The organism is Alicyclobacillus sp. CIJ1, assembly GCF_057538885.1.
Genome location: NZ_BAAJPH010000143.1, coordinates 68,094 through 81,677, shown reverse-complemented (window position 1 = coordinate 81,677; position 13,584 = coordinate 68,094). Strand labels below are relative to the sequence as shown.

Annotated in this window: 11 protein-coding genes and 1 pseudogene; 5 read left to right on the top strand and 7 right to left on the bottom strand. The window is 63.7% G+C overall.

Annotated elements, in window-relative coordinates; translation table 11 throughout:
* Positions 1-41 precede the first annotated feature (41 nt).
* Entirely contained in the window at positions 42-548 is a 507-nt protein-coding gene (locus tag AC27E8_RS13390) for a cupin domain-containing protein (RefSeq protein WP_014463741.1), read from the top strand.
* Here the strand turns inward: AC27E8_RS13390 and AC27E8_RS13385 are convergent.
* Positions 541-990 (bottom strand): GNAT family N-acetyltransferase, encoded by a 450-nt coding sequence (locus AC27E8_RS13385; protein ID WP_487099781.1) that lies wholly within the window; start codon positions 988-990, stop codon positions 541-543. The two genes, AC27E8_RS13390 and AC27E8_RS13385, sit on opposite strands and share 8 nt — an antisense overlap.
* Before the next feature lie 78 nt (positions 991-1,068).
* Between AC27E8_RS13385 and AC27E8_RS13380 the strand changes: the two genes are divergently transcribed.
* On the top strand, positions 1,069-2,445 hold the full coding sequence (locus AC27E8_RS13380) for an MFS transporter (RefSeq protein WP_487099780.1): 1,377 nt from the start codon (positions 1,069-1,071) through the stop codon (positions 2,443-2,445).
* 69 nt (positions 2,446-2,514) lie between these two features.
* Here AC27E8_RS13380 and AC27E8_RS13375 read toward each other — a convergent pair whose 3' ends face one another.
* The 4 genes and pseudogenes from AC27E8_RS13375 to AC27E8_RS13360 form a co-directional block, all read right to left on the bottom strand.
* Complete coding sequence (locus AC27E8_RS13375; RefSeq protein ID WP_487099779.1) at positions 2,515-3,732, bottom strand: helix-turn-helix transcriptional regulator; 1,218 nt, start codon at positions 3,730-3,732, stop codon at positions 2,515-2,517.
* A 172-nt stretch (positions 3,733-3,904) separates the two neighbouring features.
* Positions 3,905-6,043 (bottom strand): HelD family protein, encoded by a 2,139-nt coding sequence (locus tag AC27E8_RS13370; RefSeq protein ID WP_487099778.1) that lies wholly within the window; start codon positions 6,041-6,043, stop codon positions 3,905-3,907.
* Positions 6,040-7,270, bottom strand: a pseudogene (locus tag AC27E8_RS13365) (multidrug effflux MFS transporter). The gene AC27E8_RS13370 and the pseudogene AC27E8_RS13365 overlap by 4 nt, the downstream one beginning before the upstream one ends.
* A 132-nt stretch (positions 7,271-7,402) precedes the next feature.
* A complete protein-coding gene (locus tag AC27E8_RS13360) occupies positions 7,403-8,305 on the bottom strand; it encodes an SGNH/GDSL hydrolase family protein (RefSeq protein WP_487099777.1) in 903 nt (300 codons plus the stop codon).
* A gap of 133 nt (positions 8,306-8,438) precedes the next feature.
* Between AC27E8_RS13360 and AC27E8_RS13355 the strand changes: the two genes are divergently transcribed.
* Positions 8,439-9,683 carry a WD40/YVTN/BNR-like repeat-containing protein gene (locus AC27E8_RS13355; RefSeq protein ID WP_487099776.1) on the top strand — a complete coding sequence of 415 codons (1,245 nt, stop codon included), beginning with the start codon at positions 8,439-8,441 and terminating at the stop codon, positions 9,681-9,683.
* 4 nt (positions 9,684-9,687) lie between these two features.
* Here the strand turns inward: AC27E8_RS13355 and AC27E8_RS13350 are convergent, their stop codons facing one another.
* Positions 9,688-10,224 carry a cysteine hydrolase family protein gene (locus tag AC27E8_RS13350; protein ID WP_487099775.1) on the bottom strand — a complete coding sequence of 179 codons (537 nt, stop codon included), beginning with the start codon at positions 10,222-10,224 and terminating at the stop codon, positions 9,688-9,690.
* A 112-nt stretch (positions 10,225-10,336) separates the two neighbouring features.
* On the opposite strand from AC27E8_RS13350, the gene trmB reads away from it, so the two are divergent.
* The gene (gene trmB, locus AC27E8_RS13345; RefSeq protein WP_487099774.1) at positions 10,337-10,987 is read left to right on the top strand and encodes a tRNA (guanosine(46)-N7)-methyltransferase TrmB; all 651 of its coding nucleotides are present in this window, start codon (positions 10,337-10,339) and stop codon (positions 10,985-10,987) included.
* A gap of 65 nt (positions 10,988-11,052) precedes the next feature.
* On the top strand, positions 11,053-12,030 hold the full coding sequence (locus AC27E8_RS13340; protein WP_487099772.1) for an aldo/keto reductase: 978 nt from the start codon (positions 11,053-11,055) through the stop codon (positions 12,028-12,030).
* 81 nt (positions 12,031-12,111) lie between these two features.
* On the opposite strand, the gene AC27E8_RS13335 is transcribed toward AC27E8_RS13340, so the two are convergent.
* Positions 12,112-13,566 carry an aldehyde dehydrogenase family protein gene (locus AC27E8_RS13335; protein ID WP_487099771.1) on the bottom strand — a complete coding sequence of 485 codons (1,455 nt, stop codon included), beginning with the start codon at positions 13,564-13,566 and terminating at the stop codon, positions 12,112-12,114.
* Between the last annotated feature and the right edge of the window lie 18 nt (positions 13,567-13,584).

Below are 13,584 nucleotides of genomic sequence, written 5' to 3'. Positions count from 1 at the left end.
GGGATGTCTCCCCGCGCGCGATGGAATGAAGGAGGTCTTCCATGAACACCGACGCACGCAGATGGATCGAACGCTTACAACTCGCCCCGCACCCCGAAGGCGGATACTATCGCGAAATCTATCACTCGCCGCGCTACCTCTGCGATCCGGCCACCATCGCGGCATATGGCGGCGCGCGCCGCAGCGCCACCAGCATCTACTTCCTGTTGCCACAAGGCGACGTGTCCCGCCTGCACCGGCTCCGCTCCGACGAGCTGTGGTACTTTCACTACGGCCGACCGCTCATCGTACATCTGTTCCATGCCGACGGCCGCTACGAGGCGAGGGAGCTCGGCCTGCCCGACGCGCCCGGCCGAGAACCTCAGGTCTTGGTTCCCGCCGGAACCATCTTCGGGGCCGAGCTCATCCCGGGAGAGGGCGCGGCATTCGCGCTCGTGGGCTGCATGGTGACGCCCGGATTCGACTTTCAGGACTTTGAGCTCGTGTCGCGCGAAGAGGTGGCTCCACGGTTTCCGGATCAGAAGGACGTCATTGCGCGCCTCACGTGAGGGATTTTTGCATGCGAACGTGAGGAATGCCGGCGTCCTCGAATACGTCGTTCGAGACGCGTCGGTAACCAAGTTTTTGGTAGAACGGCTCGGCGTGCAGCTGCGCGTCGAGCACAATCTCCTGAAATCCACCTTCGCGCACCAGTTCCTCCACGGCCTGCATCACCTGCCGGCCGAGTCCGCGGCCGCGCAGGTGCCCGAGGACGGCCACGCGCTGCACTTTGGCCGTGCGATGGTCCCCAGGGTGATACGGGCGAAACCGCGCCGTGGCCACCGGCGCCCCATCGTCGTCATACAAGAGCACATGCACCGCCCGATCCGGATGATCAAACTCGTCGATTTCCAATTCTTCCGGAACTCGCTGTTCCTCAATGAACACCTGTCGCCGGATGGACAGGCAATCGCGCAACTGCGCCTCATTCACGACCTTCACCGCGCGCATCCCCAGCACCCCCAGCGATTTGGAAGACATCTTTCGAGAAGCGTATAATTCAACCGGAATCAGCAAGGAGGAAGGCGCATGTCCACTATCACCATGTCGACAGGGGAACCGCGCGGCGGGCGACGGATCCTCTTCTTGATGACCATCGCGCTCGGCGTGCTTTTGAACCCACTCAACTCGTCCATGATCTCCGTGGCCATGGCCAAATTCGAACACGTGTTTCATGTCCATTTTACCACGGCCTCTTGGCTCATCTCCTCGTATTACCTCGCCAGCGCCGTCGCCCAACCCATCATGGGGAAGGTGGCCGATCTCGTCGGCCGAAAACCGCTGTTTCTCATCGGACTCGCGCTTGTGACGCTGTCGTGCGCGTTGGCCCCTTTCGCACCGTCGTTCACATGGTTGGTCATCTTCCGCCTCATTCAGTCGTTTGGGAGCGGCGCCATCTACCCTGCGGGCATGGGAATTGTGCGGAACGTCATCACGGAGCGGCAGGCCCAGGCACTCGCGTTTTTGTCCGTGTTTTCTTCGGGAGCGGCCGCCTTTGGCCCGTCCATCGGCGGGGTCATCATGAACTATCTGGACTGGCAGGGGATTTTCCTCGTCAACTTTCCATTCGTCGTCGCCAGTTTCCTCCTCGCGATTTTCGTGCTGCCGAACCCTCGCCGCGGCGTTCACCAGAAGGCCCGCGACGTGCTGCGCGAAATCGATTTGCCCGGCATCGCCCTGTTCATCCTCGCCATTGCCACGTCGCTCGTCTTTCTGCTCTCGCTCACGGAACGACCAGCCTGGTGGGCCGCCGCGGCGGGCGTCGTGTCGTTTACAGCATTTGGGTTGCGGGAGCACGTCGCGCAAAGCCCGTTCTTGAGCCTGCGCTTTTTCAAGCAGTACATGTCGCTCACGTGGGTGTTGATCCAGTTCACCACGGTGAACATCATCTTCTATTCCATCTTTTTCGGCATGCCCACCTATCTGCAGGAGGTGCGCGGCTTTGACTCGCAGGAGACGGGGCTCATCATGCTCACGGTGGCCGGTTTCAGCCTCATCACGGCGCCCATGACGGGACGCTGGGTGGCTCGCAGCGGCTCTCGACCGCCACTTGTCCTCGCTGCGGTGTTCATGACGGCGGGCAGCCTGCTCATGTTGACCTTGCACACGGCATCGCCTGTGTGGTGGCTGTGCGTGGTGTTATCCGTCCTCGGACTGTCCAACGGCTTCAACAACGTTGGCCTGCAGACGGCTCTCTTTGCGGCGAGCCCGCGCGAGGTCATCAGCACGGCATCCGGACTGTTTCAGATGGCTCGCTACATGGGGACCATCCTGTCGACGGTCGTCCTCGGCCTATTGTTCGGCGCGCACCTTACGACGTCGGAGTTGCACGTCCTTGCGGCCGTCCTTGCATGTCTTGGCGCCTTCGTCCTCGCCATGAGCCTCCGCTTGCCCCGACGAGCTTGAAGCCATGAAAGAGGGCCGCCCGCGGTGGCCTTCGTGGCCCCGCCGGACGGCCGTCAGATGGCCCCTGCATCAACTAGACCGAGAATCCTCCTGCTTGAATCCCCGAGCTTGCCGCATGGCGCGATCGCGAAACGCCTTTGGCGTGAGCCCCACCTGCCGCTTGAACAGTTTGTTGAAGTACGTGGGATCCGGATACCCAACGTGTGCACCCACCTCGTACGCCTTGAGGTGAAAATCGCGCAACAGCAGATCCTTCGCCTTGTTCAGGCGCGTTTGCACAATAAACTCTCGAATCGTCATGCCCGTCTCGCTCTTGAATCGCTTGGACAGGTAGCTCGGGCTCAGAAAAACTTGGCTGGCAAGTGTGGCTACGTCGAGATCCGAGTCATAGTGCCGTTCGATGATCTCGATGACCTGACCGATTTGCGCGCTGTGAGCCGTGCGCGCCGCCTCTTCTCGCCCGAGCACCACCATCAGCGCGTGCTTCAGCTTGTCGCGCCAGTCCCACCATTTTGGACATTCTTCCGCCACAAAGCGGAGCCATTGGCGCGTCGAGATGGGAACTTGGAGCATCCGATCCCGCCCGTCTGCCTGGCGCTGGCCGACGGCTGCCATGATGAACTGAGCGCAGAGTTCCGCCACGTCTTCGAGCTTCGTCGGCCGCTCCGCCAACTGCGCGAACCAGTCCTCCACCACCGAAGCGATGCCCTCATAGCCGCGATCGCCAAGCTGGGTGACGGCCCGCGTGATCAACCGCGTTCTGTCCTCTTCATGGAGCGGCGCCAACTCGCGCCTTCCCTGCGAGTATGCCGACGATTCAAACACGTTCCAGTGCGACGCGGCCGTGGCCTCCATCAGCGCCTGCCACCAGCGCACCACCTCCCGCTCATCGCACGCGGTGCTCACGCCGACGAGCGTCCGATCCGCGGCCAACCTCGCGAGTGCGGACTCGAAGCCCTCCATGGCCCGCTCCGGGTGATGAGCCGCGAGCGTGACGACGTACGTGGCCGCGTCACACGACACGAGATGCACACAGTCGAAACCCGCCGACTGAATCTGCGCCAAAAACGGGTAAATCGGCACGACGCGCGAACTGCGTACGACGACCACCAGCCACGCCTGGCGATCCCGCACGCTTTCCAGCGCCCTTTTCACTTCTCGGAAATCGAGTTCCACGGGGTGTTGCTGCAGCACGTCCCAGGTGACAGACGGCCAGCTCGTGCGAACTTCTCGGATGGCGTGCAGCGAGGATGAAACATTGCTCTTTTTCGGCATGCGCACGCTCACGTTAGCCCTCCCCTCGCGCCCCACGAGGAATGAAAACGGTTTCTCTCGAAACATTATAAAAGAATCCCTGCGCACAGGGGAGTCGTAAATTCCATCGTTCTTGTCTTTCTTGGCACTTGTTTGCGAAAGAAAGGCGCCGAAATCCCCTGTTTCGGCGCCAAAAGACAAGAATTTAATCGGCCACGGCCCACTCGATGAGCGGCGACGGGCGGTCACAGTACAACAGCCGCAAGCGATGCAACGCTCGCGTGCATCCGACGTACAACAGTTTCGCATCCCGCTCGTCGGCGCGGTAATGGGCCTCGTCGGCGTCCACAAGGATGACGCTGTCGAACTCGAGACCCTTGGCCAGGTAAACGGGCACGACGCTGATACCACCTTCGTAGTGCGTCTGGGCGGCCGTGAGAAGGTGAGCGTCGAGTCCCGACTCCAGGCACATCTGATGATAGACGTGCGCATCCTCTTCCGTCCGCGTCAATACCGCGATGGTCGTCGCCCTCCGGCTTTCTGCCGACAGCCGCTCCATCAGCGCATCGAACCGACTGTCCCACGCGACGGGCTCGACGACGACAGGATCGCCGCTGCGAAACACGGGTTTCGCCACGACCTTCGGCCGGAAGGGTTCGAGGATCCGGTTTGCGAACGAGACAATCTCATAAGTTGAGCGGTACGACACCGACATTTCCACGTACCGGCTTCCACCTGGAAATAGCGCGCGAACCTCATCCCAGTCCCGGAATCCCGCCTCGCTGTGAATGCTCTGAGACAGGTCCCCGAGAATGGTAAAGGACAGGCTTGGACAGTACGCCTGCAGCACCCGGATGTGCGCCGGAGAAAAATCCTGCGCTTCGTCGATCACGACATGGTGAAACACATCCCGCGCGTCCACCCCGTGAAGCCACTGGTGAATGGCAAGGAGCAGCGGCAGATCTTCCGGTTCCACGAGCGGCCGCGCCCCGTATTTTGCAGGACGCTGGATGGACGCAAGCGACAGATCCGGATGATGCCGCAGGAACGACTCGTAGATGGGCAGAGGCTCGAGGTCCGGCCACGCCCGCTCGAACTCCCGCGCGGCGGCCGCAATCTGCCGCTTGATGGACTTATCCGCCTTGCCCGCATCCTTCGCCTGCATCTCCCACTGCCGCTTCACACGGGCGACCACGCGATCGCGCCGCTGGCGCACCGGGTAGCGCGCGTACTCCACGTGAAACCAGCGAGCGATGGTTTCTGCAGAAATGGGCGGCCCAACCGGAGACGGGACGTCCCGACTTGGCACCATCTTTTTCTCCATATCCTGCAGGAAGGCTTGGAGGGCCTCCAGCGTCTCAACCCGCCCCTTCACCTCGATCTCGCGCCGCATCGCCTCGTACGCCTGCGACGGCCGAAGCGCGAACCGCTCGCGGAGTCGCTTGGCCGGATCGGGCAGGAGCACCACATGGTCCAACACGCGGAGCGCAAACGCCGCGAACGTCGTTTGCTGGACGTCCCCCACGCCGAGTTCGGGCAGCACCTCGGAAATGTAATCCACGAACATCGCGGAAGGCGCAAAGATGACCATCTTCTCCGCCCTCAGCTTTTCGGGATGCTGATACAGCAGATAGGCGAGCCGATGCAGTGCGACCGTCGTTTTTCCGCTTCCTGCGACGCCCTGAATGAGGATGGGCACATTCTTATCCGCGCGAATGACCTCATTTTGCTCCGCCTGAATCGTGGCCACGATGTCGTGCAGCCGGCTGTCCTTAGAATCCGCGAGGCGGTAGAGCAAAAATTCGTCGACGCTGCCCGCCTGCGTCTGCCCTTTCACGTAGCTGTCGACGACCCGGACGAGATCGCCGTCGCGCACGACGATGTTTCGCTTGAGCGACACGGTGCCGCGGACCTCGCCGCCTGGAGCTTCGTAGCGCGCCTCGTCTCCCTGGCCGGTGAAGGAGTAAAACACGCTGGCGGCAGGGGCGCGCCAATCGAGGACCACGCGCTCGCCGGTCGACGGGTGATCGATGCCTTGCTTGCCGATGTAGAGCTTCTGAGGGGCCTCCCCCTCAGGCTGAAAGTCAATGCGGCCGAAGTATGGATCGTTGAGCGCCCGCCGGAGCTGGTGGCGCCGCTCCTCTGCCATCTCGGCGACCGCCACGTCAGCGACGACGTCGGCCGTCAGGGCCTCGTCTGCATCTTCGTCGTCCTCGTCCCGAACCGGCATCCTGGGCCCCGCGTCGAGCGCCCCTCGAATGATGTTTCGCACCTGTTCCAGATGCTGTCTCTCTTCCTCGTACGGATCGAGCGCCGGGCGAGGCGGCGTTCCGGTCTCGCTCATGAAACCACCTCCCTCTTGGAGCGAACCATGACCAGGGACCACAGCACGTACCACGCGAGCGCGCCTACGTCTGCCACCGCGATGACGGCGCCCATGGGCAGGCTGTCATGCGATCCGCCAAGCCCCACGAGAGGCGTCGCGGCTGCGCCGAGCAAAAGTTGGGACACGCCAATGAGGCCGGCTGCGCTGCCGGCCTGCTTGCCGTGATGCTGCATGGCCAGCGACGATCCCACAGTACTCACGATGCCGACACACGAGACAAGCACGAAGAGCGACGGCAGAATCCCAGGAAGCCCAAGCCCGAGAAGGACGCTCGCGAGAAGCCCAAGTCCCCCGAGCGCGGCGAGGCTCACGCCGAAGCGGAAGATCTTCCGCCCCTCGATGCGCCGGGCCAGATGCCCGGAGACCTGGGAGGCAATCACGATCCCGATGCCGTTGGCCGCAAAGCACGCGCTGAACGCCTGCGGCGAGAGCCCGTAGATGTCCTGAAGTACGAAGGGCGACCCCGAGATGTACGCGAACATCGCGGCCGACACCAGCCCCTGCGAAAAGGCGTAGGCGACAAAGACGGGATCGCGAAACAGCACGCCAAACGCGCGCAGGGCACCGACGAGCCCCGCCCGGTTCCGGCGCTCCACTTCGAGCGTCTCCCGCAGAGCGACGAGCGACCAGAGCCACAGCGCCGCGCCGACGGATGACGAACACGCCTCGCCAGTCGGTGAAGCGGAGCAACTGGCCGCCGATGACCGGCGCGAGAATCGGCGCCACGCCGTTGACCAACATGAGCAGCGAAAAGAACCGCGTCAGTTCCACACCGCTGAACAAGTCCCGAGCGATGGCTCGCGCGATGACGATTGCCGCGGATCCACAAAGCCCTTGCACCAGGCGGACGGCGACGAGCCCCCACGCGCTCGGCATCAGGCCACACGCGAAGGAGGCCAAGAGATACAGGCCCAGCCCGACGAGCAGCGGGCGCTTGCGGCCGAGCGCATCGCTCAAGGGCCCGGCAAAAAGCTGGCCGACCGCCAAACCGAGAAGACACGCCGTGAGGCTGAGCTGGGCGACCGACGTGGCGGCGTGCAAATCACGCGCCATGGAGGGCAGCGCCGGCAGGTACATGTCGATAGAGAGTGGCGCAATCGCGGTCAAGCTCCCGAGGAGCGCGGCCAAGCGCAAGCGAGCGCCGAACGAAGTGGGCGCCTCGGCGAGGGTGCGAGTGTTGGTCATCTCCACTTCCGACTTCACAGAATCTCCCCCTTCGTGTTGGCTTCTATCTTCTCTTCTCTCCAGTGTTTCTTCTCTCCGCGCGGCCACTCGCTCTCACTTGCGCTCGCGGCGGGCGCGCACGGTTATACGCCCTCACCAGGTACCGTCCGCGAGCTGGTCGCCGAGCCACTGCAGGATGGCGTTTTGCCCCTGCGGCGTGGCCGCCGCTTGGAACATGGGGGCCATGGCGAGCGCCTGTTCCCCAGCTTCGGCCAGGAGGCGCTGTCCGAGCGCGGTCGGATGCACGTCGTGCGGCAGAATGTCCGCGGCAGGCTGCGTCAGCGTGTCATACGCGTCCGCGACGGGATCGCCATCTGAAACGGCATCGGCGACGATGGCCGCGTTCGCCGCTACAATCGCGGCTTCCGCGGTCTGGTGCAGCCATGGGTCCGACGCCGGAAAGGGATTGTAGAGATCGTAGACAATCACGGTCGCCCGCGGATTGTACCGATGCAACAAGCCGAGGATGGATGCCAGGTTGCTTCGCACGTCCTGAACGCCCCGGGCGAGTTCTGACGACAACCTGGCCGCCTGTGACGAGGTCGGCGTGACCCGCGCCCAGTCCGCGCCCTTCGGCAGCATCGCGAGCGCGGGAAGCAACAGATCGTTACTGCCAATGTCGACGGTGACGACCTGCGCGGCGGCAACGTCGGAGCGCATCGCGGCGTCCGTCGTCAGCGCCCGCAACAGATCCCCAGACGTCCAACCGGGCACGCCGAGATCGACGGCGCGCCACCCTTCCTTTTTCGCGAACAGATACGGAAACGCGAGCGGTGATGGCTTCTCGTTGTTTCCAAGATTGTAGCCGAATGTGATGGAGTCTCCGAGCGCCACGAGCACATGGCTTCGCTGGGAAGCGAGCGCCGCGCGAGCCTCGCGAGCCACTTGGATGTCCGCGGTGCCGTTCGATGATGAGCTGACGTCTGGCTGCACGACGAGGGGCGAGGTCAAGACCATGGCGCCAAGCGCCGTCAGCCAAGGCCCGAGTGCCGGCATGGCGTTTGTTCCCCTCCACAGTTGGCATGTATGGCTTCGCTTGTGTTCCGGCTGTAAAGCGCCTATTGTTCATGATAGATCACAATCGGTCGAGATGCTCGGCCGCGACGCCCCGAACCGGAGGAGGGTCTCTATGCGTCCGTCAACGCTCGTGCGTTTGGGAATGGCAGCTGTCGTGGTCATCCTGTCGGGATGCGGAACCGATTCGCCTTCCCACCCGCACACCTCTGCCGGGGTCCGCGCCCCATCGGCAGGCCAGGCATCCGTCGCGACGGGTGTGCGCCTTGCGTCACGTGCGAGTGCGCAAGTGGCCACCCTGGCCTCGAGCCTGCGCGCCATTGACGTGCACATGCGCATGATCACCACTCGAACCGGGCTGCTGTGGGGCTATCGCGCCAACCGCTTTGTCATGTACGAGACAGCGGACGGCGGACACACGTGGAAATCGGTACCCCTGCCGACGTTGCCGACCGACGACGTCTCCGCCTATGGGCCGGGAGGCGCGCACGACGTGGCGGCCGTGATCGACTCCTCCACCATGTGGTCGCTGGTGAGCGTGAGCCGTCAGGCGGCTCGCGTCTGGATCACCAAGGATGCGGGACGGCACTGGCGTGAGACGACGCTTGCGCTGCCAGCAGGAGCGATTCAGTTTGCCGCCGGCCAGTGGATGGCCGGGAGACTGGGCTGGATGCTCTTTGAAAGCGCCGGTTACGGCGGCGTTGCGGCCAAGTACTTGTATCGAACGGAGAACGGCGGGAACTCATGGCAACTCGTGGCCACATCCACGGGTGACCTGCCACATAATGGGGTCCGCACCGCGATGTCGTTCGCGCCCAATGGCAAGACGGGCTTGATGGTCGTGGTAGATGACCTGGAGAAGGAGGTGGACGTCGTAGAGACCAACGACGGCGGCCTCCATTGGCAGCCCACGAGCATCAGTCTCCCGAGCGGCATCACGCAGCCTCCGTCCGTGGAACTCGTGCTCGCCGGGCCTGGAGAAGCGCTCCAACTCGCCATCGAGGTCCAGGTGGGCTCTGCTTCGCAGCTCCTGGTGATGAACTCGTCTTACGGCTCCAATTGGGATGTGGCCGAGATCGGCGTCGACAACCTGGAGGCCATGTGCGCCTCGCCCGCCGGCGATCTCGCCGCGCTGGAAGACAAATCCGGGCAGCAGACGTGGATGGTGAGCCCCGACGGCGGCCAGACCTGGTACACCCAGACCGCCGTAGGCCTGCCTGCGAGCGTTGCGGATGCGGCTTCCGTCGATTTGTCGTCGCCCTCTCCCAATGCCTTTTTCCTCGTGGCGCTCGACGCTCGGCTGACGCCAACCCTGTACGAATCGTCCGACGCGGGCGACACATGGCAGCCCCTCGGCTGAACCTTCAGGCGATCTCGGCGTGAAACAGCCTGCGCATGTGCTCCAGGAAGATGTCGCCGAGATCCGTAAAGGTGGCGCATCCCTGTCGGTGCACCACGGCATGAAACCCCTCGTCGTACGCGCCCGCGACGGTCAGAAAATCGCAGATGTCCGTGCACACACCGCACACGTGGACGACATCCACGCCGCGCTCGCGCAGACGCCCTCCCAGTCCAGTGCCGTAAAAGGCGTTGTAACTCCGCTTGGGGACATACCACACGTCAGGGTGCTCCTTGTGCCGCTCGTACCACGTGGCCAAATCCCCATACAACTGTTGCCCCCACGTACCGCGCACGTTGTGCGGAGGCCAGTCGCGAAAGTGGCGGTCATCGGGGTCGTGCTCGTCCATGCAAACGGCCACCACGCCTCGCGAGGCGAGCATGCGGTCCGCGAGAGAAACGATATAGGGCACGATAGCCTGTCCGGGCTTGCCGACCGTCAGGGTACCCTCGTCGTGAACGAAATCGTTGGACATGTCGACAATCAACAGCGCTTCGCCCATGCGGATCGCCCCCCTTCGTCCTCATTGTACCAGTTGCTGCATCGGCCCGTCACGTCGCTTGCATTGGCCGCCAGGTCTTTTGTACCATCGAGCGAGAAGTGAGGGAGACAAGATGCGCTTTCGCACGGGACACCGCCTCGAGAAATGGTTGGAAGGCGGTCGTGATCATCTGTTCGACGCGTACCAGGGCGATCCCGCCGCTTGGTACCAGGCCCTGACCGAGCCCATCGCGCTCGAAATTGGCTGCGGCCGCGGCGGATTCATCCGTCAAATGGCCCGCCTGCATCCCGAAACGCGCTTCGTCGGCGTGGACAGAGTTCTGGCTGTCGCCGCGAAAGCAGCCTATGGCGCTGCGCTGGACGGTCTCGGCAACCTCTCGTTTCTCGTCGGAGACGTCGAGCGCTTCGGCCCTCTGTGGACGGAACCAAGGGTGGCATGGCTGTATCTGAATTTCTCGGATCCCTGGCCGAAAAAGCGCCATCACAAGCGGCGCCTGACGGCGCCGGCCAAGCTCGCGTGGTACGCGCAGTGGATGCGGCCGGAAGCCTGGCTCGAGCAGAAAACCGACAACCTCGAGTTCTTCGAGTGGTCGCTCGAGTCCTTCCGCGCGAGCGGTTGGGAAATCGCGGAGGTCGAGCGAGGGTTTCCACCGGGCGATCCGGGCGGGACGTTGTCGGGCAAATACGTGCAGACCGAATACGAGACGAGGTTCCGTCAGCTGGGACAACCCATCTACTACCTGCGGGCTCGCCCGGCTCGATGACGCCGGGCGCCCACTTCGATGGGTATCCTTGGTAGCGAAAGCGCATTCGTCGGGGAGGCGAGCGAATGAACTACCGGCCATTGGGCGAACTGCAAGTGAGCGAAATCAGCTTTGGGACCTGGGCCATTGGAGGAGACTGGGGGCGCGTGGACGAACGCGATGCCCTCGACGGGCTGGCCGCCGCGATGGACGCGGGCGTCAACTTCTTTGATACCGCGGACGTGTACGGCAACGGCCGAAGTGAGGAACTGCTGGCAAAGGCCACGAGGGGACGCGAACAGGAGATCTATATCGCCACCAAGTTCTGCCGAGCGGGCGACATTCACGATCCGGCCACCTACAGCGAATCCTCGGTGCGCCGCTTCCTCGAGGGAAGTCTCCGCAGACTGCGGCGGGAGGTTGTCGACCTGTACCAGATCCATTGTCCGCCCACCGAGATCCTCCGCGATGGCGCCGTGTTCGAGGTGCTAGACAAGCTGCAGTCAGAAGGAAAAATTCGGTACTACGGCGTCAGCGTGGAGACGGTCGAAGAGGGGCTTTTGTGCCTTCAGGTCCCGGGCGTCCGAGCCTTGCAGGTCATCTTCAACATCTTCCGTCAGAAACCGGCTGAGGAGTTGCTTCCCAAAGCCAAGGCGCAGGGGGTGAGCATCCTCGCCCGACTGCCGCTCGCGAGCGGCCTGTTGACCGGCAAGTTCAAGCCCGACCACCGCTTCGATCCCGACGACCACCGCTCGTTCAACGAACACGGTGAGCAGTTCAACGTGGGGGAGACGTTCGCCGGCCTCGGGTTTGCGAAGGGCGTCGAGTTGGCGGAGAAGCTGCGCTGGATCGGCGAAGGCCGCGGCAACATGACGCGAGCCGCGCTCCGCTTCATCCTGGATCACGGCGAGGTGACCTGCGCCATCCCGGGCTTCAAAAACCGGCACCAGGTGGAAGACAATCTGGCCGCGCTCGAGGTCAGGCCCTTCTCCCCGGATGAGCGCGCGCGACTGCGCCGGTTTTATGAGGACGAGGTGCTTCCCTTTATCCGCGGCGCCTACTAATCCGTTCCGAAACCAGGCACCGGGCCCACGGGAGAGACTCACCTGCTCGCCGCGGGCCCGGTCTTTTGGCTCTTCAGATGCTCAGAAGTTCGTGCGAATGGCGGCGAGCTTCCTTTCCATCATGTCGTACATCGCGTACAGCACGCCCTCGCGTCCGACGCCGCTCTCCTTCACGCCGCCGTACGGCATATGATCCACGCGGTACGTCGGCACCTGGTTGATGAGCACCGCCCCCGCCTGCACCGTCTCGATGGCCAGCATGGCGTGGTCCATCCGCTTCGTGAAGACACCTGCGTTCAGCCCAAATTTGCTGCGATTCGCGAGTTCCAGCCCCTTCTCGAAGCTCGAGACCCGCTCCACGAGCAGGATGGGCCCAAACGCCTCCTCCGTGCACAGCTTCGCATCGAGCGGGACGCCCGTCACCACCGTCGGCTCCATGCGGTTGCCCTCAATCCGCCCTCCGACAAGCACCTTGGCGCCGCGATCGACGGCCTCGTCCAGCCACGCCTTGAGCCGCACGCCCGCCTGCTCGTTGATGAGCGCCGAGACATCCGTCGCCTCGTCAAGCGGATCGCCCACTTTGAGCGCCTTCGCGCCGCTCACAATCCGCTCCACCAACTCGTCGTACACCGCGTCGTGGATGTACACGCGCTGAATCGAGATGCACACCTGTCCGTTGTACGAAAACCCGCCCTGGACGATCTCGGCCGCCATCTTGTCGAGCTCGTGCGCGGTGAAGCCGTCATCCACCACGAGCGGCGAATTCGAACCGAGCTCCAGCGTCACGCGCCGCAGGCCCGCCTGCTGGCGGATGATCTTGCCCACCGCCGGGCTTCCCGTGAAGGTCACAAACGCGACGTCCGGGTGCGTCGTCAGCACCTCGCTCAACTCCTTGCCGTCTCCCGGGATGATGTTCAGCACCCCAGGCGGCAGGCCCGCGTCCTGGAAAATGTGGCCGAGAACTAGGGCCGAAAGCGGCGTCTGCTCGGCCGGCTTCAGCACAATCGCGTTCCCCGCCGCGATGGCCGGGCCGACCTTGTGCGCCACCAGGTTCATCGGGAAATTGAACGGCGTGATGGCCGTCACGACGCCAAGCGGCTCCCAAAGCGTGAACGCCACGTGGTGTTCGCCGCGCGGGGCTGCATCCATAGGCACCGTCTCGCCGCGGATGGACTTGGCCGCCTCGGCCGAGAAGCGGTATGTCTCGATGGTCCGGTCAATCTCCTGGCGCGCGGCCCGGATGGGCTTGGCCGCCTCGCGCGCGATGGTCTCGGCGAGCTCTTCTTTCCGGTCGGCGATGATCTCCGCCACCTTGCGCAGGATCTGCGCCCGCTGCCAGGCCGGCACCTTGCGAAACGACTTTTGCGCTCGCGCGGCCACCTCGATGGCCCGCGCCGCCTGTTCCGGCGACGCGTACCCAATCTTCGCCAGGGGCTCTCCGCTGTACGGGCTCCGCAGTTCGACGTGGCGCGCCGCCTCTTCCCAGTCGCCGTCGATGAACAGATGGGTCTTCCCCACTTCAATCGCTTTGCTCACGGTTTCATCCTCCTGCAG